Below are 25013 nucleotides of genomic sequence, written 5' to 3'. Positions count from 1 at the left end.
ATGACGAGCGGGCAAAAATGGGAAATCAGACCAAAGACGATGAGCTGTACCGTGAAATGTGCAGAGTAGTCGGTAAAGTAGTGCTGGAAATGCGCGATCTGGGACAAGAGCCTAAGCATATCGTCATTGCGGGAGTACTGAGAACCACCCTCGCCAACCAACGTGTGAAGCGCAGCGAGCTAGAAAAACAAGCCATTGAGACCGTGATTAAAGCATTGGCCGGATAATCCGCAAAAAAGAGGGCGGTAGTTTCTCTCGCCGTCCTCTTATTCTCATTACGTTAATCTATCAATAATTATAATTTAGTGCTGCAATTAGCGTCATCAAACTCGCTGTATATTTAATTATATATCGCATGCGATATAAAAATATATATGAGAGTGGAGTCACAAATATTTGCACAGCATATGAAGTGCTATTTTAATTTATCTAAATGATAATAAATCTCACTCCGCATTAATTATTTCCCTTCCGTTTTTTAATTGATGACGATCAAGACTATGTATGCTGAATAACCACATTATTTCTACGCCTAACCCTAAAGAATTAGATTCATTCAGTTTAACCACCGTCATTTACGCGATCAGGTTAGGGCAAAATTTTACGTGTTGTTGGCAACATAAACCGCCCGAAATGGCTTGAGCTGGACTGGTTTAATTTAGCCTGGAGGTGTTGCTACCACAGCGTTTGCGAAGAGGATGCGAAATAAATGAACCAGGTTGATCGTCCATTTTTAGATTGTGGTTTAACGCGGCTTGAATTTCTGCGGATATCAGCAAAAGGTCTGGCGGGATTAACCATTGCCCCCGCACTGTTATCCCTTTTGGGCTGTAAGCAGGAAGATGTCGACAGCGGCACCGTGGGGCTTATCAATACGCAAAAAGGGGTGCTGGTAACCCAGCGAGCGCGCTGTACGGGCTGTCACCGCTGTGAAATTTCCTGTACTAATTATAACGATGGCGCCGTGGGCACTTTCTTTTCCCGTATAAAAATCCATCGTAATTACTTCTTTGGCGATGATGGCGTTGGTTCCGGCGGCGGACTGTATGGCGATTTAAACTATACCGCTGATACTTGCCGTCAGTGCAAAGATCCGCAATGCATGAAGGTCTGCCCCATCGGCGCTATTACCTGGAAACAGGAAGAGGGTTGTATTGTGGTGGATCACAAACGTTGTATTGGCTGCAGCGCGTGTACTACCGCCTGTCCGTGGATGATGGCGACCGTAAATACCGAAACCAAAAAATCCTCAAAATGTGTGTTATGCGGGGAATGCGCCAATGCTTGTCCGACTGGAGCATTAAAAATTATCGAGTGGAAAGATATTACTGTTTGATAGATAGCAGGTATGCCTGGTACGCGTCATTAATTGCCAAAAATATCGCATTTTTGCAGATAAAAGCTACCTGGAAAATGGCGGGTATATCTATTAAACCTTCTTGCAAAGGAAAACATGATGGCTAATGGTTGGACAGGTAATATTTTACGGGTCAATCTCACCACGGGTAATATCACCCTGGAAGATTCCAGTAAATTTAAAAAATTTGTCGGCGGGATGGGCTTTGGTTATAAAATTATGTACGACGAAGTCCCGCCTGGCACCATGCCTTTTGATGAAGGGAATAAACTGGTTTTCGCCACCGGACCATTAACGGGTTCTGGTGCCCCTTGTAGCTCCCGCGTCAATATCACCTCCTTATCGACGTTCACCAAAGGCAATTTAGTGGTGGATGCCCACATGGGCGGCTTCTTCGCCGCGCAAATGAAATTCGCCGGTTACGATGCCATTGTTATCGAAGGAAAGTCCGCATCTCCGGTCTGGATCAACATCAAAGACGATAAGGTGAGCATCGAAAAAGCCGATTTCCTGTGGGGCAAGGGAACGCGCGCCACAACCGAGGAAATTTGCCGTATTACCAGCCCGGAAACCTGCGTCGCGGCTATTGGCCAGGCGGGTGAGAATCTGGTGCCGCTCTCCTGCATGATCAACAGCCGTAACCATAGCGGCGGCGCCGGTACTGGCGCGGTGATGGGCTCGAAAAACCTGAAGGCCATTGCGGTAGAAGGGACCAAAGGGGTCAATATTGCCGATCGCAAGGAGATGAAGCGGCTCAATGACTACATGATGACCGAGCTTATCGGCGCCAACAACAACCACGTTGTGCCAAGCACCCCGCAGGCCTGGGCAGAATATTCTTCGCCAAACTCGCGCTGGACAGCCCGTAAGGGACTTTTCTGGGGCGCGGCAGAAGGTGGGCCAATCGAAACCGGCGAAATCCCGCCGGGTAACCAGAATACCGTGGGTTTCCGTACCTATAAATCCGTGTTCGATCTGGGGCCAGCCGCTGAGAAATACACGGTCAAAATGAGCGGCTGCCATTCATGTCCCATTCGTTGTATGTCGCAGCTTAATGTCCCGCGAGTGAAAGATTTTGGCGTGCCGAGTACCGGTGGTAACACCTGCGTAGCGAACTTCGTTCACACCACCATTTTCCCTAATGGCCCGAAAGATTTCGACGATAAAGACGACGGGCGCGTGGTGGGAAATCTGATAGGTCTGAACCTGTTCGACGATTATGGCATCTGGTGTAACTACGGGCAGTTGCACCGTGATTTTACTTATTGCTATTCGAAAGGCGTCTTTAAGCGCGTACTGCCCGCTGAAGAGTATGCGGAGATCCGCTGGGATCAGCTGGAAGCGGGCGATCCTCATTTTATTAAAGACTTCTACTACCGCCTGGCGCATCGCGTGGGTGAACTCAGCCATCTTGCGGACGGCTCGTATGCCATTGCTGAACGCTGGGATTTGGGCGAAGAGTACTGGGGTTATGCCAAAAATAAACTGTGGTCACCGTTCGGTTTTCCAGTCCACCATGCAAACGAGGCCTCCGCACAGGTGGGGGCGATCACCAACTGTATGTTTAACCGTGACTGTATGACGCATACCCATATCAACTTCATCGGTTCCGGATTACCGCTGAAATTACAGCGCGAAGTGGCGGGCGAGTTATTTGGTTCGCAGGATGCCTACGATGAAACCAAAAACTACACCCCGATCAATGCCGCCAAGATTAAATATGCCAAATGGACGCTGCTGAAAGTCTGTCTGCATAACGCGGTTACGCTGTGTAACTGGGTTTGGCCGATGACGGTTTCACCACTCAAGAGCCGTAACTATCGCGGGGATTTGGATCTGGAAGCGAAGTTCTTCCAGGCGGTCACCGGTGATGAAACCACGCAGGCGAGTCTGGACCTGGCCGCTGAACGCATCTTTACTCTGCATCGTGCTTATACGGTCAAACTGATGCAAACCAAAGATATGCGCAATGAGCACGATCTCATCTGTTCCTGGGTGTTTGATAAAGATCCGAAGATCCCGGTTTTCACTGAAGGAACCGACAAGATGGACAGGGAGGATATGCGTCAGTCCCTGACGATGTTCTATCAGGAAATGGGCTGGGATCCAGAGCTGGGTTGCCCAACGCGTGAAACCCTGAACCGACTCGGACTTGAAGACGTAGCCGCTGATTTGGCTGCACAGGATCTGTTGCCGGCGTAAGGAAAGCAAGATGACTAACGTGAGCGACGTTCTGATACCCGTTGAGGCGTTTCCTGACGAGGTTGACAGTCAAAAGAGACAGTGGCTGCAGGCGTTTCACCCTCCTGTAGAGCAGGTGACTGCACCTCAGGTTCAGGAACCCGTCAGCCCGGAGTCGATTGTGGCAGATTTTATTCGTCAGCATTCAGCGTCAGGACAAGTTGTGGCGCGCAGCGTGTTTCTGCAGCCACCTTATTCGGTCCCTGAAACCGAGCTTTCTACGCTGTTGGATGCGCTGTGTCAGGACGCGAATGACGCGGATATTAGCCGTGTGCAGGGCGCGGAAGATGCGTATTTCTATTCGACGCAAACCATGAGCGCAAATTACGCCGATATGTGTGTGCAGGTGATGGAAAACGACATCTGCCGTGCGATTGCCGAAGCGGTACGCTTCGACTGTCGCACGTATCCTCGCCCCTATAAGGTCGCCATGCTGACGCAACCGCCGTATAGCTTTGAGTCTCAACAGCTTGCAGCTGCGCTCACAGCCATGGAAACGCATCCTGATTACGCAGATATACGGCCTGTGGAATCGTCAAATGCGGAGCCTTATTTGTTCAGCGAACGTTTTATGAGTTATGGCAAAGCGTACGGCCTGTGTGAATGGCTTGAGGTTGAGCAGTATCAGAACCCCTGAATTATTCAGGTTGATGTCATGGAATGTGTGGACGACCACTGTCACAGTATTAGAGGATAACCCGATGTCCTTCACCCGACGAAAATTTGTCATTGGCATGGGGACGGTGATTTTTTTTACCGGCCCAGGTCAAAATCTGTTAGCGAGTACCAGAAGCCCTAAAGACGTTCATTACGTCATGATTCACGACGAATCACTGTGTAACGGATGTAATCTCTGCGCCCGCGCATGCAGGAAAACCAACCATGTTCCTGCCCAGGGCAGCCGTTTGTCGATAGCGCATATTCCGGTCTCGGACAACGACAACGAAACACTGTATCACTACTTCCGTCAGTCCTGTCAGCATTGCGACGATGCGCCTTGTATTGAGGTGTGCCCGACCGGCGCCTCCTGGCGAGATGAAAACGGTATTGTGCGGGTAGACACGTCTTCCTGTATCGGCTGCAGCTACTGTATTGGCGCGTGTCCTTATCAGGTACGTTATCTCAACCCGCAAACCAAAGTGGCGGATAAATGCGACTTCTGTGCTGAAACTCGTCTGGCGAAAGGTTTTCCGCCGATCTGTGTTAACGCCTGCCCGGAACATGCGCTGATTTTTGGTCGTGAAGATAGCCCAGAAATTCAGAGCTGGTTGCGAGAAAATAAGTATTACGAACATCAACTTGCAGGCGCCGGAAAACCCCATCTGTATCGTCGGTTCGGTCAACATTTGATTAAAAAGGATAATGTATGAACGCGTCGCAGAATGCCGAACAGTTTCACGCCCAGCTTGCGCAGTATGTTCCCCTGTTTTCACCGGACTACTGGCCTGTGTGGCTGGTTATCGCTGGGTTAATGCTGGTGGGAATGTGGCTGGTGCTGGCGCTACACGCCATGCTGCGCTTTCGAGCGGCGCATAAAGCGTCGGCAGGGCACGGTGAGAAAGTCTATTTATACTCGAAGGCTGTACGTTTATGGCATTGGTCAAATGCGCTGCTTTTTTTACTACTTCTGGCTAGTGGTCTGGTCAATCACTTCTCCGCCGTCAGCGCATCGGTGATGAAAAGCCTGCTTACCGTACATGAGGTCTGCGGCTTTTTATTGCTTGCCTGCTGGATTGGTTTTGTCCTGATCAACCTGATTGGCGGCAACGGACATCATTATATTATTCAACGTCAAGGATGGATCGCACGCGCGCAAAGACAAACGCGATTTTACCTGTTCGGCATTATGCAGGGTGAGTCACACCCATTCCCGGCATCAAAGCGTTCTAAGTTCAATCCGCTACAGCAGGCGGCCTATGTGGGCGTGATGTATGGTTTGCTGCCATTACTGCTAATCTCAGGGCTGTTGTCGCTCTATCCGACGGTTGTCGGCGATCTGTTCCCTGGCGTGCGTTACTGGCTGCTGCAGGCGCACTTCGCGCTGGCGATTGTCAGTCTGTTTTTCATTTTTGGGCATCTTTATCTCTGCACGACAGGTCGCACGCCGGGCGAAACCTTCAAGTGCATGGTGGATGGCTATCACCGACATTAAGCGATGATGATTACGCGAAGTGATTTACGGGCCTGGCGCGTTGGGCCCGTTATGTATCGCTGGTTTTTACGTACTTTTCCCGCTGGCGGAAGCTATGCCGATGTCCATCGTGCGCTCCAGCGAGAAGGGTATACAGACTGGGCAGACAGCCTGGTGGAATACGGCTGGTCAAAATGGCGGGAAGAGGCGAGTTTTGTCCAGCAGGATATTCGCGCGATGGGGAGTATTTCCCGTGTGCAAACGGCGGGGGAAACCCGCCGTCCGCTGGCGGATGCGGAAGATAATGCCCGGTTTAGTAGCGCTAGCGATAACGTTAAAATCGCCAGCGCAGGGTATGCCGCCCAGATTGCCAGCGCAGGTTATAGCGCACGCATTGGTAGCGTAGGCTACAACGTGCATATCGGCAGCTCAGGCGATCGCGGGCGAATTGCGGTTGCGGGAAATTCGGCACGTATCAGTAGCGTGGGTGACGGGACGCGTATCGCCAGTACCGGCATGCGCGTACGCATCAGCTCGCTCGGTGACCGAAACCGGATTGCCTGCAGTGGCGATTTAACCCAGTTGGCCTGTTTTGGCGCAGAGTCCAAAATCGCCAACTGTGCGGATAACATCCACATTATTGCCAGCGGAGAGAACGCCGTCGTTGCCAGTACAGGCGTTGTCGATTCGATAACGCTCGGTCCCGGCGGCTGCGCGGCGCTGGCCTACCACGATGGCGAGAGGATACGTTTTGCGCTTGCCGTTGAAGGGGAAAATAACATTCGGGCAGGGGTGAAATATCGGCTCAACGAAGACCATCAGTTCGTGGAATGTTGAGCCGTGGTGTCATTTTAGCGCGAAGCGGCGTTGGGTGATTTTCTCCAGGCTCAGGCACAGCAGGTAATAGACCAGTCCGGTAAAGATAAAAATAGCTGCCGGGTAGATTTGCACCCGGCTGTTAACCTGACCGGCAACCGTCGTGAGTTCCGGCACGTTAACGATAAATGCCAGCGATGTATCCTTCAGTAATCCAATAAAGATCCCCGTGAGCGACGGCAGCACGTTACGCAGCACCTGTGGCAATAAGATAAGCCACAGTGCCTGATAAGGGCGAAAACCCTGAACCACTGCTGCATCATATTGCCCGCCAGGCAGTGCGCTGATTCCTGCGTACACTGAGTGCATCACCGAGGCGGCGGTGAACCATGCCAACGCCAGCGTCACGGTAACGGCGCCGGGAAGATCGCTTCCGGTCAGCATGGGGAGCAAATACCACATCCAGAAAATCACAAAGATGAGCGGAATGCCGCGAATAAACTCTGCCCAGATGAACAATAGGTTGCGAATCGCGCCAGGAAACCGCCAGGCGCAGCAGGCAAGAACTATTCCGCCCGGCAGGGCCAGCAGCGCCGCGCCGAAAGCCATCAGCAAAGTGAGCAGAACGCCGCCGGGTTGCCCCTGCGCCATTCGTCCCCACAGGAGATAGTCAAGATTGTCGGTAATGACCGAAATATTAGCGATCACGCGGTATGCTCCTGACGCAGAAAATGCGCGTTCTTACCTTTGACGATTTACCCGACGCTGGCTGCGGGCCAAGACGCGTAAGCAGCATACCCAGAACGATGCCGGTGAACAGGTAAAGCGCCGTGCCAACGGCAAAGGCTTCCAGCGCGTGCGCGTTGTAGCTTTCAATTTGCCGTACCTGGTAGGTGAGCTCGGCAAAACCAATACCGCTGGCGAGCGAGGAGAGCTTCATCAGGTTGAGATACTGCCCAACAATGGGTTGCCAGGCGTTTGCCAGCCCCTGAGGCAGCAGAATGTGAAGGAACGTCGTCCAGGATGAAAAACCCTGCGCCACGGCAGCCTCGCGTTGTCCGGCAGAAACCGCTTGTAAACCAGAGGCGATCTCCTCGACCAAAAATGCCGAGGTAAATACGCCCAGCCCCCATGCTGAACAGATAAATTCTGGTGTTAACCACCAGACATCCCCCGGCAGAATAGACCATGGATGCTCAGCATTGATAAAGGTAATGATGTCGCGGGGCAGCCAGTTCCATGCGGCAAAATACCAGAACATCAGTTGCACCAGTAACGGTGTGTTGCGAAACACCGAGACCCACGCGCCGACTACCGCTTTGGCGAGGCGATTGCCCGTCAGGCGCAGGCCGATCAGCGCGATGGCAATAAGCGTGGCGAGCACGATACCTGCCAGCGTCACCCAGAGCGTGGTGAGAAAGCCGGAAATTATCCATTGCAGAGGTAGCCCGCTCAGCACCCCCTGCAAGTCCATTGCAAGCATTATAGCGATGACTCCTGGTGTAACGGATCGAGCACTTTTTTCAGGAAACGCTGGGTTCTCGGGTGCTGTGGTCGGGTGAAAAAATCTTCTGGTGCGGCTACTTCAAGAATATCGCCGCCATCAATGAATACCACCCGATCGGCAATCTCACGGGCGAAATGCATTTCATGGGTCACGACGATCATGGTGATGCCGCTGTGGGCCAGGTTTTTCATCACTTGTAATACCTCGCCGATCATTTCCGGATCCAGCGCAGAGGTTGGCTCATCAAACAGAATGATTTGTGGCGACGAGGCCAGCGCACGGGCGATGGCCACGCGCTGCTGCTGCCCACCGGACAACTGCGCGGCATAGGCGTTGGCTTTTTCTGCCAGTCCCACCTTTTCCAGCAACTCGAATGCCCGACGCTCCGCTTCCGCCTTGTTCCAGCCATGAACATATTCCAGCGCCAGCGCGATGTTCGAAAGCGCTGTCAGATGCGCATAGAGATTGAATTGCTGAAATACGAAACCAATACGGCTGCGTAACTGGCGTAATGCTGCCCCGCGCAACTGACTAATCGGTTTGTCATCAATGAAGATTTCACCTCCGCTCAGCGACTCAAGCTGGTTGATAAGACGTATAAGAGTGGACTTTCCGGAGCCAGAAGGGCCCAGAATAGTCACCACTTCACCGGGTTCAACTGAGAGGCTGACGCCGTTAAGTACGGTGTGAGCGTCATACTGTTTGGTGACATTGCGCAGTTCAACGCTCGCCTGACGCAAATGGGTAAAATCCGCAGCAGAAGCTGCGGACCGATGAAAAAGGGCTGAGAGCATATTATCTGGCTTCTATTTTAAAGGCGCGGGGTTGTGGATTCTTGGTTTCAGGACCAAACCAGACATCATAAATTTTGGCCGCCTGCCCGGTAGACTCCAGCTTCAAAAGCTCATCGTTGACGGCTTTTAACAGCGCAGGTTCACCTTTTTTCACCCCCACGCCGATCTCTTCTTTGCTCAGCAGATCCGGAAGAATTTTGAAATCTGCTTTATCCGGCGCGCCGCCTAATAAACCGGCCAGAATCGTACTGTCCTGGGTAATCGCCTGGACATTGCCGTTGCGTAGCGCGGTTAACGCCAGTGGAATATCGTCGTAGGCCAGCACACGCGACTGCGGAAAGCGCTGATGTAGCGCCTGCTCGCCGGTGGTACCTTTTACCGCGCCGATTCGCGCTTTACTGTATTCCTCGAGCTTGTCCGGAGATTTTGCTGGCACAAGGAACTGCTGACCGGTAACAAAATAAGGGACGGAGAAGTCAATCACCTGCGCCCGTTCAGGCGTGATAGTGATATCCGCGACGATTAAATCGGCTTTACCGGATTGTAATAACGGAATGCGGTTTGCCGGATTGGTCGCGACCAGTTCCAGTTTTACGCCAAGGGATTTGGCCAGCGCTTCGGCAAAATCAACGTCGTAGCCGACAATCTTATGCGTTTTCGCATCAATGGAGCCAAACGGCGGATTCGCGTCGAATGTCGCGACTTTTACTACGCCAGCGGCCTTGATATCAGCCAGTTGGTCGGCCTGTGCCTGCGAGACGGTAAGACCTGAAGCCAGCAGCACGCCGAGCGCCAGCAGTGTTTTTTTAGCGCGGTATTTTTTCGTTGCCATCATTGTATGAAATCCCTGTAGTTTTTGGTTTGTGCTTTTTACGCTCCCATAACTTACGGTTGGGACAAAATAAGAAAAAATTCTTATCTATATACAAAATGTTATTAGTGAAAAGGGTGTTAATTACGGGTGAAAATATTGCAATGGCGGAAGGCAAAATAGTGCATAACCCCGGCAGTAATTCACATTTGGTTTTTGTATGAGGGTGCGCGTGAATATGACTGAAGTGTGCTAATGTCCAGAAACGCTACTGGAATATCCTCCTGACCTGTACCATGTGTCACAACAGGTCTGGATTGGGGAAATGCATGCTGCGTGATAATTTTAACGATCTCTATTATCTCATTATCGTGGCCCGCGAGCGGAGTTTTACCCGGGCAGCGGCAAAGCTTGGGGTTTCGCAATCCGCGCTAAGCCATGCGATTCGTGGGCTTGAGGAACGTCTGGATGTACGACTTCTGACACGCACCACGCGCAGCGTTGCGCCGACCGAAGCCGGAGAACGGCTCATCAACAGTATCAGCCCGCGTTTTGATGACATTGAATCGGAGCTGCTGGCATTAACCGATGTCCGCCAGCGTGTGGCCGGTAACATCCGTCTGACGTTGGGCGAGCACGCGTTACAATCTACCGTCTGGCCCGCGCTGGAGCCTTTTTTACAGACTTACCCTGATGTGCATGTTGAAATGACCATCGACAATAGCCTGACGGATATTGTAACCGGCCGCTATGATGCGGGTATTCGGCTTGGCGAGCAGGTGGCGAAAGACATGGTCGCCGTCAGGATTGGCCCAGACTGGCGCATGGTAGTGGTGGGTTCACCGACATATTTTGCCCGTCATGGCAAACCCCATACTCCGCACGACCTGCAAAATCATAACTGTATTAACATGCGCATGCCGACGTTGGGCGGTCTGTATGCCTGGGAGTTTACCAAAGACGGTCAAGATTTGCGCGTGCGGGTGGAGGGACAGCTTATTTTTAACAATCTGCCCCCGCGGATCGGCGCGGCGATTACCGGAATGGGGCTGGCATTTGTGCCGGAAGATACCGTAGAACGGGCCGTTGCGGACGGCGCGCTGGAAAAAGTGCTGGAGGACTGGTGCGAACCGTTTCCTGGCTATTATATGTACTACCCCAGTCGCAAACAGCATACCGCCGCTTTTGCGCAACTGATTGAGGCGTTGCGATATACGGGCTCAAGCAGGAAGGGGTAGCAGGCGATAAAAAACCGGCATTGCGCCGGTTTAGAAATCAGATTTTGCAGGCGTCGCCGCAGTCATTATCAGCAATAATTTCCTGCGCTTTCTTGTCTGCATCTTCCAGACGTTCAGCATTACGCTCTTGCGCTTCTTCCAGTCCATCAAAGACCAGATTATCGAGATCAATTTCCATCATTTACCTGCTCAGGTTCAGCGTTTAACATCCCGTTATTATATTGCAAAAATGTTGCTTAATAGCAGCGATTCTTGCTACTTAGCATCGAACGCAATCCGCTGTGCGTATTTATCCGCCAAAGTGGCCCACGGTTCGCAATTGCTAAAGAATCGTTGGTCGTAAATACCGCAAAATCCTCGCTCTCTCTACCGTTTTACCTTCATTTTTTCATTAACGTGATATGCGATCATTTTTAACAAACGCGCGACAAAATCACTATACATATAACTTAATATCTTTTATACATTAATTGTTCAACCCTGCGACTATTCCACAAAAGAGAAAGCTATATGGAACAGACTACTGATAAGAAAAACGATAATTTTCAGAAAGATGGCAAAGAACAGTTCAATCGCTCGATCGGTCTTATTTCAAACTTTGCGCTGGGTTTTACCTACCTGTCGCCGCTTACCGCTGTCTATTCACTGTTTGCGTTGGCCGTAACGCTGGCGGGGCCGCCTGCAGTTTGGTGGATTTTAATCGTCGCATGTGGACAACTTTTAGTGGCGTTAGTGTTTGGTGAGGTCGCTTCCCAGTATCCAATAACCGGCGGGCTTTATCCCTGGGCCAGAAGGTTGTGGGGCAAGAAGTATGCGTGGATCGCCGCCTGGATTTACCTGTGGGCGCTGGTGGTCACCATTACGTCAATCGCGGAATATACGTCTACGTTTGTTGAATCGCTCTTCCACTATGGTCAGACGCCAGCCACCATGTTGGTGACTTCCGTCCTGCTGCTGCTGTTGATGATGGCGGTTAATATGTCCGGGACTAAGAATCTGGCCCGTGTTGCGAAAATTGGCTTCTGGTGTGAAATCGTCAGCGTGATTGCGCTGGGGATTTATCTGCTGATTTTCCACCGTTCGCAGCCGTTCTCTGTCATCTTCGATTCGATGGGCGTGCTGGCTCATGACGGCAGCTATTCCACCGCATTTATGTCCGCCGCACTGATGGGGCTGTTTATGTTCTTTGGCTTTGAGGCCTGCGGTAACGTTGCGGAAGAGGTGCAGAATCCGAGTAAAAAGATCCCGGTCGCGATGATTTTAAGCATCGTATTTGGTGCGATTTCTGCGATTATTTCCGTAATGGGTTATTTGCTGGCTTCACCGAATCTGGTCAGTATCGTGAATGGCAAAACGTCCGATCCGATCCCGGCTATCCTGAACGAAGCACTTGGCGAAACCGGCGCAACCGTCTTTATCATCGTCGCGATTGTGGCGATGCTGTCTTGCATTCTGTCTCTGCAGGCTGCCTTAAGCCGCCTTATCTTTTCCTTCTCCCGCGACAGAATGCTGCCGGGTAGTGAATGGATGTCAAAGATATCTAAAAATGGCGTTCCGGATAATGCCATGGTCGTCAGCTGTTTGCTGCCGGTCATCATCTGTGTTTGGGTCTATTTTCAGCCAGATAATCTGTCGCGTATTACCGCGTTTGCCGTCATCGGGATTTACATTTCGTTCCAGATGGTTGTGCTTGCCGCACTGCGCCAGCGCCTGAAAGGCTGGAAACCGGCCGGGGAGTGGACTATTGGCGGTTGGGGCACAATTGTGAACGTGCTGGCGCTGGCCTATGGATTATGTGGGATTTGGTTGTTGGCGCAACCGGCAGACAGCAGCGACTTCATCGATCGTTGGACGGTATTGTTCGGCCTGGCGATTGTTGTTGGCTCGGGGCTTATCTATATGTTCCTGACCCGACCGTTTGGTCGTTCTGCGGCACCGGAAAATGATGCTATTGCTTACGCTAACAAGCTGAATATAGGCCAGGATAACTAGAAACTAAGGGCCTTCGGGCCCTTAGTTTTGATAGTGATAAAGGATAAAGTAGTCGCTCTGATAAACCACACTACTGTTTGCTGGAGCGAGCAATTCACCCACGCGAAAGCGCGGCCAACTGGAGAAGATTATCCTGTTTTCCAGATTGGTCAGAATCACATAATCAGGGTGAGCGCAGGAGAGCAGTTCGGCTTCTATCTGACTAACCAGCAGGTCGACGGCAGCGACACCAAGAAACTGATCGTTGTAGTAGACCGGTACTGCCGAGGTCAGGGTATAGGAGATATTGCAGATATAGTCGACGTAGGGACCGTGGATATAGGCTTTTCCTGCCGGAGGTGAGTGTTTAAACCACTCGAAGGTTCTGAAATCCAGTCGTTGTTGTGTGGCCTGATCCAAATCGAGATGCGCCTGACTCAAACCATTATCCTTTTTATACCACCATTCCAGCAGCCAATACTCTTTTGTTGTTGCGGTACTCTCAATATGGCTGGCAAACCCGGCTCCTGAACAGTAATGATTGTCGTTGAGCGTGCGCTTGATGTGTTGCTGAACGGTCGATCTCACCGAGGGATCGAGGACAACCTCTGCCGAGGGCTTTTGCACCCCGGAAATCGCCTCATGGATGCTCCTCGCCAGCGCAACGGTAGAATCTACGGTAGAGGCGGTAATATCATCAATTTTACGAATTAATGCGCTTAAGGATGTCGAAGAGCTCATTATCTGTCCTGCCTTCACTGATTGTCAGTTCGCGTTATATTTCAGCTTTTTTTCAATAAGGTAATAGGTAAACGTGTCGATGATCCGTGTGGCAAGCTGCACAGATTCCGCCTCGTTGTGCGCCGCCAGCGCATCGGCCAACGCCGAATAAAGCGCGATAATTTCGGCATGAATGTTGTCTGCACGATAAAGTATCGCCACCAGCGATGCCCATTCAGCCTGCACCTGCAGCTCCTGGTTGGCCAGCCGCGCCGAATGCGAACTGGCGGCTATCGCCAGCAGGCAACGCATATCGGCCTGGGTCATCAGTTCAGGTGAGTTTGCTTTACTGAGTACTTCAACAAACTCGCGAAATTTGGCGATATCCGCGCTTGTCATCCGTCTGGAGGCCAGCCTTGCGCTATGGCTGATAATGGCGCAATGCATTTCACCCAGATCAGAAAGGTAATCCGTGCTGATTGCTTTGAACGGATGCAGAGCGCTGTTTTTGCCATCGATGTTTTCGCATACGAAGCTCCCGCCATTACGCCCACGAACCGTATGGATAAGATTATTAGCCCGAAGCGTGTTTAGCGCTTCTCTGATGGTGATATGTGAGACACCCATCATCTTTGCCAAATCAGTTTCGTTGGGGAGCTGTTCTTTTGGCTCCAGCAATCCCGTGATAATGGCGTTTGAAAGGCGCTGCACTATCTGGTCTGAACGACTGACCTGCCCGATAGGCGCAAATATGACCGCGTGAGTAATCATAATCTTTTCTGTACTCAATTCCCTGAAACAACGACCATTTTTAACACATGCCCGTCGGGCAAGGAAGGTAAGAATGGCCGAGTCATTTTACATGCCTGGGCGCAACTTAACTGCACAGGCGAATGTGTGTCCCGATAACCTCATGATGAGCCGGGCATAACGCGTTGACTCACGATGAAAAACCTTACCCTGTAAATGTGAAAATTAAGTTAAAAATGCGAGGCTTATCATAGTGTCAATGTTGCGCATTTGAAAATGTTTTACAATATATATATTACATAAGATTCTTTATGTATTAACTGGCAGGAGACAGGTATGAAAACCCTGAAGCATTTTATTAATGGGCAATATGTAGCAGGCAGCAGCGAAGACACCTTCGAGCTGGTGAGTCCGGTTGACGGCGAAACGTACGCATTATCTCCTAACGCCAGCGCGGCAGAGGTGGAGCAGGCATATTCGGCGGCGGAGGCGGCGTATAGCATCTGGAGAAAATCGACGCCGGCACAACGGCAAAAGGCATTATTGCGCCTGGCGGATGAGATTGAACGCAATGTTGAGCGGTTAGTAAACGCGCAGAGCCAGGAAACCGGTCAGCTTCGCCATTTTATTGAGAAAGAAGAGATCGCGGCATCCTGCGATGCCATCCGCTTTTTTGCCGGCGCGGCGCGCTGTCTTGAAGGGAAGGCGGCAGGAGAATATTCCGCCGGGTTTACCTCAACTATCCGCCGCGAACCGCTGGGTATTGTTGGCCAGGTTACGCCATGGAACTACCCGTTCATGATGGCGGTATGGAAGATTGCGCCAGCGCTGGCGGCAGGCAACACGGTTGTATTAAAGCCAAGCGACACCACACCGATCAGCACGCTGCTGTTGGCCGAACTGGCTGCCCCGTTGTTCCCGAGAGGAGCATTTAACGTCGTGTTGGGCAAAGCCAGCACCGGTTCGCTGGTGGTTTCAAACCCGAAAGCTTCGCTGGTTTCGATTACCGGTTCGGTCCGTGCGGGTCTGCAGGTTGCGGCTTCGGCTGCGGCAAACCTGACCAGGGCGCATCTGGAATTGGGCGGGAAAGCGCCCGCGGTGGTTTTTGCCGATGCGGATATGGACAAGGCGATTGCGACAATCGCCACGGCAGGCTTTTTCAATGCCGGGCAGGACTGCACGGCGGCTACGCGTATCCTGGTCGAACAGTCCATTTACGCTGAGTTTCTGGAAAAGCTGATCCAGAAAACGAAGAGTATTAAATTTGGACCGCCAGAGGACCAGGAGGCGCTGTATGGCGCATTAAATAGCAAAAATCAGTTGGAGCAGGTGAAAGGCTTTATTGAACGTTTACCAGCACATGCAAAAATTGAAACCGGTGGGCGCGCAGGATCTGGGCCTGGCTTCTATTTTGAACCGACGATCGTCTCCGGATTGCATCAAAATGATGAAGCTATTCAGCATGAAGTATTTGGTCCGGTAATGACTATTCAATCGTTTTCTACTGACGAAGAAGTACTACACAAAGCGAATGATGTGGAGTATGGTCTTGCCGCCAGCGTCTGGACCAGTAACCATGGTCGCGCGCAGCGCTTCAGCATTGACCTCGATTTTGGCACGGTGTGGATTAACAATCACATTCCTCTGTGCGCCGAAATGCCGCACGGCGGGTTCAAAAAATCGGGTTATGGCAAAGATCTCTCATCCTATTCGCTCGAAGAATACACTCGGGTGAAACATATCATGTGTGACATTTCTGAATAGAGAGAATGACGATGAAAACATTAAAAATAGCGGTGCTTTCATTAGTGATGTTCTCGGGCTTTAGCCTGGCAGAAAGCACCTCGCTGAATACCGTGAAAGAGTATATGGCGGCGTGGAATGCGCACGATGCTTCGCGAGCCGCTCAATATCTTGCTGATGATGCGGTCTATTATGATGCCGCTGCGGGCGAACCAATAAACGGCAGAGAAAAAGCGGAAAAAGAGGTCATCGGCGCTTTTATTAAGGCGGTGCCAGACCTGAGCTGGAAAATGGTGGGTAAACCCGTCTACGACGAAGATACCGTGGCATTCCGTTGGGAATTTTCAGGAAAAAATAGTGGTGAATGGGCAGGGAGTCCGCCGACAAATAATCCGATCAAATTTGAAGGCGTCAGCTATATTCATGTTAAAGCAGGAAAAATCACCTGGCAGGGTGACTATTATGATTCTAAAAAACTGGACGAAGAGTTAAAGCCAGTGAAGTAGTCGGCTGTACCCCTTTAATAATTTGAAGGGGTATATCTCTTATTTGTGTCGTATTAAGGGCAGTGTGTAGCAATAAGGAAAAAAGTTAATGGCAATTACCAGACGTGATTTTCTCAACGGCGTCGCGGTGACTATTGCGGCGGGGCTTACTCCGCTGGAATGGGTCAGGGCGGCAGGAAAGGGAAACGCATTTATAGATGGACACTATTATCCGCCCGCGCTGACGGGGCTGCGGGGTAATCATCCTGGATCGTTTGAAATGGCGCATGCGCTAGGCCGCGAGCATAAGCATTTTGATCTAAACGCTCTGCCCGTTGAGGAAGAGTACGATCTGGTGATAGTGGGGGGCGGGATTAGCGGGCTGGCTGCCGGATGTTTCTGGCGACAACTTGCCGGACAAAATAGCCGGGTCCTGATCCTCGATAACCATGATGATTTTGGCGGGCATGCCAAACGTAATGAATTTACCAGCTCGGGCAAGAAACTACTCGGTTATGGCGGCAGCGAAGCATTCCAGTCACCCGCGCATAATTTCAGTCCTGAGGTACAAAAACTGATGGAAACCGTGGGCGTCAGCGTCACGCGGTTAAAAGAGAGTTTTGACGTAAACTTCTACCCCGACTGGCAGCTCAGTCGCGGCGTTTTCTTCGACAAAAAGAATTTTGGCGAAACAAAAATCGTCAGCGGCGATCCGGGCCGCGCGGTATCTGATGATATCCCGCCGGACAGGCTCAATGGGCGTAAAATTGAAGACTTTATCAATGATTTCCCGCTAAGTGAGAACGACAGAAAAGCGCTGATCGACCTGCACGTACGTCCTGGCGATTACCTTCCGGGGATGACGGTCGATGAGAAAATGGAATGGCTGGATACCCACAGCTACAGTGAATTTTTAGCAACAAAAGTTGGTTTGAGTAAAATGGCGCTGCTCTATTTTCAGCAGCGTTCCAATGACTTCTTTGCCATCGGCATTGAAGGCATCTCCTGCAGCGATGCCAGGGCGTGCGCCTTACCCGGCATGGAAGGGATGGGGTTACCGCCGTTGGACGGAGAGTCGCTGGCCGACCTCGAAGAGCCGTATGTTTACCATTTCCCGGACGGTAACGCCGGTCTGGCCCGACTGTTAGTCAGGTATATGCTGCCGGATGCGCTACCGGGTAACACTATGGAAGACTCTGTTCTCGCCAGACTGCATTACGAAAAGCTGGATCTACCAGAAAACACCACGCGTCTGCGCCTGAACAGCACGGTGATAAATGCGGCCAACGTACAGGATGGCGTGGCGGTGACCTATCTGCGTGACGGCAAAATGCACCGTGTGCGCGGTAAGAACACCATCATGGCAGGCTATAACATGATGATCCCGTATCTGGTGCCCGAGATGCCGGAACAGCAGCAGGCGGATCTCAAACTGAACGTGAAAGCACCGCTGGTGTACACCAACGTGGTGGTCAAAAACTGGCAGGCGTTCAAACAGCTTGGCGTACATGAATTTTACTCTCCGGCTGCTCCCTATAGCAGGGTTAAGCTCGACTATCCGGTCAGCATCGGCGGGTACCAACATCCGGCCTCACCGGACGATCCAATGGTCATTCACATGGTCTATGTACCTACCTATCCGGGCAGTAACCTGTCGGCCAGAGAGCAGTTCCGTCTGGGACGAGCCTATTTACTGGGGACCACATTTGCGGCGCATGAGGAGATGATTCGCTCCCAGCTGCAGGAAATGTTTGGCTCAACGGGCTTTGATAATCAACGCGATATCGCCGCCATTACCGTTAACCGCTGGGCGCATGGCTATGCGTATTACGCCAACTCGTTATTCGATGATATGGATAAAATGCCAGAAATTATCGAGCGGGCGCGTCAGCCAGTCGGTCGCATCGCCATCGCTAACTCCGATTCTGACTGGAGTGCTTATGCCCATACGGCGATCGACCAGGCATGGCGTGCGGTTAATGAACTCAAGGATATGGGGTGATCTATGCGTAATGTAACCGTTCTTGCCGCCTGTTTATTTACCGCCTCTGTTAGCGCTGCGGAGTCTAATGGCGAATATATCGCGCGAATCTCAGACTGTGTGGCCTGCCATACCACTGAAGGTGGTGCTGCGATGGCGGGTGGCAAAAAGTTTCCTACCCCGGTAGGGGATATTTATTCGACCAACATTACCCCAGACAAGACGCAGGGTATTGGTAATTACTCATACGAGGATTTTGAAAAGGCGGTACGTCAGGGAATTGCCAAAGACGGTCATCCGCTCTATCCGGCTATGCCTTATCCCTCTTATGCAAAACTTTCTGACGCGGATGTTCAGGCGTTGTATCGCTATTTTATGCATGATGTCACGCCGTCTGCGCAACCCAATAAAGAGAATGCTATTCCGTGGCTACTCTCCGCTCGCTGGCCACTGCATATCTGGAACTGGTTGTTTACCGACGCGCCAACAACGACAGCAGTGAATGCGAAACCAGATGACAACGCTGCCCTGGTAAAACGGGGCGCTTATCTGGTGGAAGGTCCTGGGCACTGCGGTTCATGTCATACACCGAGAGGCATGGCGATGAACGAAAAAGCGTATACCAATGCTGATGCCGAGTACCTGAGCGGCGCGATGATCGACGGCTGGTATGCGCCTTCGCTGCGGGGCAGCGGAATGTCAGAGCAGGCGTTAAAATCGCTGCTGCTGACCGGTAAAAGCAAACATGCCGCGGTTTCTGGTTCGATGGCTGAAGTCGTTACGCAGAGTACGCAGTATCTGACTGATGAAGATGCCACGGCGATCGCGCAATATCTGCTGAGCCTGAAAAGCGCGAAGCCTGAAGCGGGGCGTACCGCATCGACTACTGCATCCTGGTCGAATTCACCCGAGGCGGGCAAAGTGACCTATAACCGCTACTGCTCCACCTGTCACGGACTGGAAGGGAAAGGTACGGATGATAACGCGCCTTCTTTGATCAATAACCCGTTGGTCATGGTTGATGACCCGACGCCACTGTTCAGAGTGATTGCCCACGGCGCAGAAACACCGACTACGCGTGGCAACGTCTCCTTTAAGATGCCTGCGTACGGTGGCCTGTTAAACGACACCGAAATGCGCGACGTGATTAACTACGTGCGTAAGAGTTGGGGAGAAGGGAATGGCGAAGTAAGCCAGGAAGACCTGGCTGGCGTTAAAAAAGCGTCACATTAAACAGCATGCCGGATAAGGCGCTTACGCCGCTATCCGGCAGTGCTTATACGGCGTTTACTCTGATAATACCCACCAGTCGTGTAAACGCCGCCGCCATTTCATGCTCTTCGATACTGGCAAATCCCAGCAGCAGTCCGCTGCGCTTCTCTTCATTCACGTAGTAGCGAGACAGCGGGCGCACCAGCAGCCCTTGTGTGTTCGCCTGTTGGGCAATAACAACGTCATCGCTCCCGGCGGGCAACTGTAGAATCATGTGTAGCCCGGCGTTGCTGCTGAAAGAGCCAAGATAATGCTCACCAAGCTGGCGGCTGATAAGCTCCACCAGTGTCTGACGACGACGACTGTACAGCTGGCGCATTTTACGTATGTGCGCCGCGTAGTAACCCTCACGGATAAACTCTGCCAGCGCGGCCTGAATCAGCAAATGTCCGCCGCGATAGAGGTCGTTATGAACTTTCTTCAGCGGTGCGGCTAGCGGTTTGGGCAGCACCACATACCCGAGACGTAGCGCAGGATAGAGTGTCTTACTGAATGTCCCGATATAGATGACCGGCGTCTCTTCTTCCAGTCCCTGCAAAGAGGGGATCGGCTGACCTGAAAAGCGGAACTCGCTGTCATAGTCATCTTCCACTATCCAGCTTCGCGTTTCGCGTGCGCGAAACAGAAGTTGCTGACGGCGACTGAGGCTCATCACCGAACCGAGAGGATATTGATGTGACGGTGTCACAAAAATAAGTTTTGGCGCAGGCTCTCCAGCTTCCGGAGGGACCATGCCTTGTTCATCAACCGGGATAGCCGAAAAATTTACCGCATTGATGCGCAGAATATTTTTGATTCCCCAGTAGCCCGGCTCCTCAATCCAGGCATTATCACCGGGGTTGCATAATGTTCGGGTCACCAGATCCAGCGCCTGGTGAATACCTTCAGTAATCAGAATTTGCTCCGGCGAACACCGCACGCCACGCGCGGTTCGCAGATAGTCTGCCAGCGCTTCTTTTAGCTCATTCACGCCGCCTGCGGCATCGTAAGTAAGAAACTCCGGACGCAGGCGTCTCGCCAGCCTGTCCTGAATTTTTTTGAGTACCCGGTGAGGGAAATGCTCTACATCAGGTACGCCTGGAATAAATGCCCCCCACTGACGGGGACTGGCGCTGGCATGACCCAACAGCTCAAGGCAGCGGTTAGATAAGCGGGTGTGATCCTCCGGAGTGGCAGCAACAGGTTCTTTATTGGGACGCAGGTTGAGATTGTCCAGCACGCTGTCAGTGACAAATGTGCCGCTGCTGGTACGCGCAGAAATATAACCTTCGGCCTGCAACTGCTCGTAAACCCGCAGGACGGTATTGCGCGATAGCGTCAGCTCTCCTGCCAGGTCACGCGACGGAGGCATTCGGGTAGCCGGTTTCAGGCTACCTTCGAGGATGCAACTACAAATGGCGGCATACAGACGACGATGCAGTTTTTCATCTGGCTGCTGGCTAAATGCCTGCTTGATCACATCTCCGGCAAGTGAACGCATTTGGATCCTTAAAATAAAACGATTTGGCTCTCGATTAAAGTACCAGACGGCGTCTAAATTTAAAGGGTAATTCAACCTAAATGTATTAATGGACAAGGTGTAAGAATGAACAATAAAAACCTGCAACAACGTCGTCTGGATGCCACCCCGCGTGGCGTGGGTGTAATGTGTGATTTTTATGCCCAGTCGGCAGAAAACAGCACGATTACCGATATCGAAGGCAATCAGTACATTGATTTTGCCGCCGGGATTGCCGTGCTGAACACCGGACACCGTCATCCTCGCCTGGTGCAGGCAGTCGAAGCACAGCTTCAGGCTTTTACCCATACGGCTTATCAGATTGTCCCGTATGAAAGCTATGTGTCTTTGGCTGAGAAAATCAACGCCGTTGCGCCAATCGACGGTAAGCGGAAAACCACGTTCTTCACCACCGGGGCTGAAGCGGTAGAAAACGCAGTGAAAATTGCCCGCGCGCATACCGGCCGTCCTGGCGTTATCGCGTTTGGCGGCGGTTTTCATGGGCGTACTTACATGACGATGGCGCTAACCGGCAAAGTAGCGCCCTATAAAAAAGGTTTCGGCCCGTTCCCTGGCTCCATTTACCATGCGCCGTATCCCTCTGAATTGCAGGGTATTTCTACGGCAGACTCCATAAAAGCGATCGAGCGCCTGTTTAAAGCCGATATCGATCCAACCCAGGTTGCGGCGATTATCTTCGAACCCGTCCAGGGCGAAGGAGGCTTCGTAGTAGCGCCGCCGGAATTTGTGACCGCCATCCGCCGTATTTGCGACGAGCATGGCATTGTGATGATCGCTGATGAGGTGCAAAGCGGGTTTGCCCGTACGGGCCAGCTGTTTGCGATGGATCATTACGCTGATAAAGCGGATCTGATGACCATGGCAAAAAGCCTTGCGGGCGGCATGCCGCTGTCAGGCGTCGTGGGCAAAGCCGAAATCATGGACGCGCCAGCGCCGGGTGGTCTGGGCGGAACTTACGCCGGGAACCCGCTGTCGATTGCGGCGGCTCATGCGGTGCTGGATATCATTCGTGATGAACAGTTGTGCCAGCGTGCGGCGGCCCTCGGTGAACAACTGCGCGCCACTCTGACCGAGGCGCAAACAGGGTGTCCTGAACTGGCCGAAGTGCGTGGCTTAGGCTCTATGATTGCCGCTGAATTCTGTGATGCAACGACGGGAGAACCCAACGCCGCCGCCGCACAGCGCGTGCAGAAGAAAGCCCTTGAGCAAGGATTGCTACTGCTGACCTGTGGTCAATATGGCAACGTTATTCGTTTCCTTTACCCGCTGACCATTCCGCAGGATCAGTTCGCCAAAGCGCTTGATATCATCAAAGCGGCAACCAAATAATCCATAAGTCAAAAGGATACTCATAGCCGACGGTCGTCATCACCGTCGGCTTTTTTGTTGCTATAAATTGACCAATTACACGTCGTTATATATTTACATACATATCGATTGAGTCTATCCTATTTATCATACAAATATAACAACTGTACTCTTCAAGAGAAGGCGCTTGCGTTAGTGGCCTCCAGTCTTTCTACCTAACAAACTGAATTAACGAATGTTAAATAACAAAATTACCCCAGTAGCCTCTGGGTTGTTGACCTTTGCCTGTCTTTCCACCGCCGTAACCGCGCATGCTGAAGATACCGTCATCGTTTCGGCGCCCGCCTCGTCACAATCCTCGTTTTCGAAACATGAACCGCCGGCGAGTGAAAAAAAAGCAATGTTAGGTAGCCTTGGCGAGCGTGAGCTGATTGATGTTCCCTGGTCGGTACAGACCTTGTCGAAAAGAGTGCTGGATCAGCAACAGATCAAAGACGTGAAAGATGCCTATCGTTACCTACCTTCCGTTCAGGGGGACGGCGTCCGCCCGCAAACCCGCGGCATGCAGGGGAGTGTGGTACAGAACCATATGATTGATGGCCTGAACGCCGTCTCCACGACGGAATATTCGACTGAACAGTTCCAGAGCATAGACGTGTTGAATGGAATAGCCGGATCATTGTACGGCCCAGCCAATCCGGCGGGGATGTTTAATCTGGTGTCTAAACGACCTGTCGATACGCCGTTACATCGCGTAACCGTAGGGCAAGGTACAGGGTCGGGAACGCTGACGTCGATGGATTTCAGCGGCCCAATCGATGAGGGAGACCGGGTGAAATATCGCTTTAACTTGCTAAATGATGAGGGCCGTAGTTACACCACCGATAGCCATGTCCGTCGACAGTACGCAGGATTAGGGCTGGATTTTCAACTGACAGATCAAACGGTGCTGGAGAGTAATTTCAGCTATTACCATTACTATGAAAAAGGCATGCCAGGGAGTTTTGCCCTGGCGAAGGGCGTTCACTTCCCCACGGCATTTAATCCTACGAACAGTAAATATGGTCAGTCTTATGCGGGTCATGATGACGAAACGACCACCGCCGATATGCATATTAAGCATGATTTTGACGGTAACTGGATGCTGGATCTGGGGGCGCTACACCAGGTCGCAGATCGAGAATCGACGGCAGTGACCAACACTCTGACGAATAATCGGGGAGATTACACCACCACAACCGCCAATTCGGCGGCCAGTCGCTTTACCATCAACAGTTATTTAGCGAACCTGACCGGTAGCATTGATACCGGCTGGCTGACGCAGGACATTTCTACCGGAATGCGTGGATTTGTATGGAAAAACTATAATCCCAGAAACGGGGGAACCTTCACCCTTGGGCATTCTTCTCTTGATCAACATCCCGACTACCCACGACCACCATATCCGGACTTTAACGATCGCTATCATTCAGCAACGACCACTCAGCATGCGTTTTTGCTAAGCGATACGCTGCATTTTTCCCCGCAGTGGAGCTTGCTGCTTTCCGGTAGTGAGAACCTGTTTACCGTCAGTAACTACAACAAAACTGGGCATGAAAGTAGCCGGCAGAAAGACAATGGCATGAGCGGTTCTACCAGCCTGATGTATAAACCGGTGGAGAGCGTCACGCTGTATACCACCTGGGCGGACAGCTTGCAGCAGGGCGATACCGCACCCGCTGGGGCGCGCAATGCCGGGCAGGTATTAGATCCCTACCGTAGTCGCCAGGTTGAAGTGGGCGCAAAATATGCGCCAGTAAAGGATCTGCTGCTTACCGCTGCGCTGTTTGAAGCTAAACGCCCCTTTGCCTATACCAACGACAACGGTGATTTTGCCCAGGACGGAACGCAGAAAAACCGAGGACTGGAACTGATGGCTGATGGGCATATTACCCGAAATTTGCGCGTGTTAGGCGGCGGAGCCTGGCTTGATCCGGTGCTACATAATACCGCGGCCAGCAATGCGGATGGTAAGCAAGTTGTTGGTTTACCACGCTTCGCCTCGAATATCCTCGCGATCTACACCATTGAACGGGTTCCAGGACTGGATGTCGACACGAATGTGCATTATGTCGGGCGTCGGGCTACTGATAACGCCAATGACAGCTGGGTCGGGAGTTACACCACGGTGGATATCGGCACGCGTTATGCCACCAGGCTATGGAACACGCCAACCACCTTCCGGTTTGATATCACCAACCTCACCGATCGTCACTACTGGACCAATATTGTTCCCGGCGCATTGACCGGTTACACGGGGGCAGGGGCTGCCAGCGCGCAACTTGGCGCACCGCGTCAGGCTCAGATTTCTGTTCAGGTTGATTTTTAGA

At 51.9% G+C, this 25013-nt stretch carries 23 protein-coding genes; 15 read left to right on the top strand and 8 right to left on the bottom strand.

Annotated elements, in window-relative coordinates; translation table 11 throughout:
• Positions 1 to 17: 17 nt before the first annotated feature.
• From fumD to ydhT, 7 genes are all read left to right on the top strand, one after another.
• On the top strand, positions 18 to 227 hold the full coding sequence (fumD, locus tag OGV80_RS10975) for a fumarate hydratase FumD (RefSeq protein ID WP_003029345.1): 210 nt from the start codon (positions 18 to 20) through the stop codon (positions 225 to 227).
• Between the two features lie 482 nt (positions 228 to 709).
• Positions 710 to 1336 (top strand): ferredoxin-like protein, encoded by a 627-nt coding sequence (locus tag OGV80_RS10970; protein WP_286514885.1) that lies wholly within the window; start codon positions 710 to 712, stop codon positions 1334 to 1336.
• 120 nt (positions 1337 to 1456) lie between these two features.
• Positions 1457 to 3559, top strand: coding sequence for an aldehyde ferredoxin oxidoreductase (locus OGV80_RS10965; RefSeq protein ID WP_047411596.1), 2103 nt, complete (start codon positions 1457 to 1459; stop codon positions 3557 to 3559).
• Between the two features lie 10 nt (positions 3560 to 3569).
• Entirely contained in the window at positions 3570 to 4235 is a 666-nt protein-coding gene (locus tag OGV80_RS10960) for a YdhW family putative oxidoreductase system protein (RefSeq protein ID WP_047411593.1), read from the top strand.
• Between the two features lie 64 nt (positions 4236 to 4299).
• Entirely contained in the window at positions 4300 to 4968 is a 669-nt protein-coding gene (locus OGV80_RS10955) for a 4Fe-4S dicluster domain-containing protein (RefSeq protein ID WP_051642705.1), read from the top strand.
• On the top strand, positions 4965 to 5750 hold the full coding sequence (gene phsC / locus OGV80_RS10950) for a thiosulfate reductase cytochrome B subunit (protein ID WP_043016542.1): 786 nt from the start codon (positions 4965 to 4967) through the stop codon (positions 5748 to 5750). The genes OGV80_RS10955 and phsC overlap by 4 nt, the downstream gene beginning before the upstream one ends.
• Before the next feature lie 3 nt (positions 5751 to 5753).
• Positions 5754 to 6566: a protein YdhT gene (ydhT, locus tag OGV80_RS10945; protein WP_286514883.1), complete on the top strand. Its 813-nt coding sequence runs from the start codon at positions 5754 to 5756 to the stop codon at positions 6564 to 6566.
• Positions 6567 to 6575: 9 nt separating this feature from the next.
• On the opposite strand, the gene OGV80_RS10940 is transcribed toward ydhT, so the two are convergent.
• The 4 genes from OGV80_RS10940 to OGV80_RS10925 are packed head-to-tail and all read right to left on the bottom strand — an operon-like array spanning position 6576 to position 9681.
• On the bottom strand, positions 6576 to 7253 hold the full coding sequence (locus OGV80_RS10940; RefSeq protein WP_043016540.1) for an amino acid ABC transporter permease: 678 nt from the start codon (positions 7251 to 7253) through the stop codon (positions 6576 to 6578).
• The gene (locus OGV80_RS10935) at positions 7243 to 8028 is read right to left on the bottom strand and encodes an amino acid ABC transporter permease (RefSeq protein WP_286514881.1); all 786 of its coding nucleotides are present in this window, start codon (positions 8026 to 8028) and stop codon (positions 7243 to 7245) included. The genes OGV80_RS10940 and OGV80_RS10935 overlap by 11 nt, the downstream gene beginning before the upstream one ends.
• Entirely contained in the window at positions 8028 to 8846 is an 819-nt protein-coding gene (locus tag OGV80_RS10930) for an amino acid ABC transporter ATP-binding protein (protein WP_286514880.1), read from the bottom strand. The genes OGV80_RS10935 and OGV80_RS10930 overlap by 1 nt, the downstream gene beginning before the upstream one ends.
• Position 8847: 1 nt before the next feature.
• Entirely contained in the window at positions 8848 to 9681 is an 834-nt protein-coding gene (locus tag OGV80_RS10925; RefSeq protein WP_043016537.1) for an ABC transporter substrate-binding protein, read from the bottom strand.
• 305 nt (positions 9682 to 9986) lie between these two features.
• Here OGV80_RS10925 and OGV80_RS10920 point away from each other — a divergent pair, with 305 nt between their 5' ends.
• Positions 9987 to 10895 carry a LysR family transcriptional regulator gene (locus OGV80_RS10920; protein WP_286514878.1) on the top strand — a complete coding sequence of 303 codons (909 nt, stop codon included), beginning with the start codon at positions 9987 to 9989 and terminating at the stop codon, positions 10893 to 10895.
• 37 nt (positions 10896 to 10932) lie between these two features.
• Here OGV80_RS10920 and OGV80_RS10915 read toward each other — a convergent pair whose 3' ends face one another.
• Positions 10933 to 11073: a hypothetical protein gene (locus OGV80_RS10915; RefSeq protein ID WP_003832695.1), complete on the bottom strand. Its 141-nt coding sequence runs from the start codon at positions 11071 to 11073 to the stop codon at positions 10933 to 10935.
• 332 nt (positions 11074 to 11405) lie between these two features.
• Between OGV80_RS10915 and OGV80_RS10910 the strand changes: the two genes are divergently transcribed.
• Positions 11406 to 12887 (top strand): APC family permease, encoded by a 1482-nt coding sequence (locus tag OGV80_RS10910; protein WP_043016535.1) that lies wholly within the window; start codon positions 11406 to 11408, stop codon positions 12885 to 12887.
• Positions 12888 to 12908: 21 nt separating this feature from the next.
• Here the strand turns inward: OGV80_RS10910 and OGV80_RS10905 are convergent, their stop codons facing one another.
• The gene (locus OGV80_RS10905; protein ID WP_043016534.1) at positions 12909 to 13607 is read right to left on the bottom strand and encodes a cache domain-containing protein; all 699 of its coding nucleotides are present in this window, start codon (positions 13605 to 13607) and stop codon (positions 12909 to 12911) included.
• A 24-nt stretch (positions 13608 to 13631) separates the two neighbouring features.
• Positions 13632 to 14357, bottom strand: coding sequence for a FadR/GntR family transcriptional regulator (locus tag OGV80_RS10900; protein WP_043016533.1), 726 nt, complete (start codon positions 14355 to 14357; stop codon positions 13632 to 13634).
• A gap of 315 nt (positions 14358 to 14672) precedes the next feature.
• On the opposite strand from OGV80_RS10900, the gene OGV80_RS10895 reads away from it, so the two are divergent.
• From OGV80_RS10895 to OGV80_RS10880, 4 genes are all read left to right on the top strand, one after another.
• Positions 14673 to 16100 carry a gamma-aminobutyraldehyde dehydrogenase gene (locus tag OGV80_RS10895; RefSeq protein WP_087050625.1) on the top strand — a complete coding sequence of 476 codons (1428 nt, stop codon included), beginning with the start codon at positions 14673 to 14675 and terminating at the stop codon, positions 16098 to 16100.
• Positions 16101 to 16111: 11 nt separating this feature from the next.
• Positions 16112 to 16585 carry an ester cyclase gene (locus tag OGV80_RS10890; protein WP_286514875.1) on the top strand — a complete coding sequence of 158 codons (474 nt, stop codon included), beginning with the start codon at positions 16112 to 16114 and terminating at the stop codon, positions 16583 to 16585.
• An 88-nt stretch (positions 16586 to 16673) separates the two neighbouring features.
• Positions 16674 to 18566, top strand: coding sequence for an NAD(P)-binding protein (locus OGV80_RS10885; RefSeq protein ID WP_043016530.1), 1893 nt, complete (start codon positions 16674 to 16676; stop codon positions 18564 to 18566).
• A gap of 3 nt (positions 18567 to 18569) precedes the next feature.
• Entirely contained in the window at positions 18570 to 19778 is a 1209-nt protein-coding gene (locus tag OGV80_RS10880; RefSeq protein WP_043016529.1) for a cytochrome c, read from the top strand.
• Between the two features lie 43 nt (positions 19779 to 19821).
• On the opposite strand, the gene pdxR is transcribed toward OGV80_RS10880, so the two are convergent.
• Positions 19822 to 21297, bottom strand: coding sequence for a MocR-like pyridoxine biosynthesis transcription factor PdxR (pdxR, locus tag OGV80_RS10875; protein ID WP_221922453.1), 1476 nt, complete (start codon positions 21295 to 21297; stop codon positions 19822 to 19824).
• Positions 21298 to 21402: 105 nt separating this feature from the next.
• Between pdxR and puuE the strand changes: the two genes are divergently transcribed.
• The gene (puuE, locus tag OGV80_RS10870) at positions 21403 to 22665 is read left to right on the top strand and encodes a 4-aminobutyrate transaminase (RefSeq protein WP_043016527.1); all 1263 of its coding nucleotides are present in this window, start codon (positions 21403 to 21405) and stop codon (positions 22663 to 22665) included.
• Positions 22666 to 22879: 214 nt separating this feature from the next.
• Positions 22880 to 25012, top strand: coding sequence for a TonB-dependent receptor (locus OGV80_RS10865; RefSeq protein ID WP_043016526.1), 2133 nt, complete (start codon positions 22880 to 22882; stop codon positions 25010 to 25012).
• Position 25013 lies beyond the last annotated feature (1 nt).

Source organism: Citrobacter sp. Ce119, assembly GCF_030334525.1.
Taxonomy (GTDB): domain Bacteria; phylum Pseudomonadota; class Gammaproteobacteria; order Enterobacterales; family Enterobacteriaceae; genus Citrobacter; species Citrobacter europaeus.
Note: the sequence above shows the minus strand (reverse complement) of the source record. Positions and strands in the feature narration are given on the sequence as shown.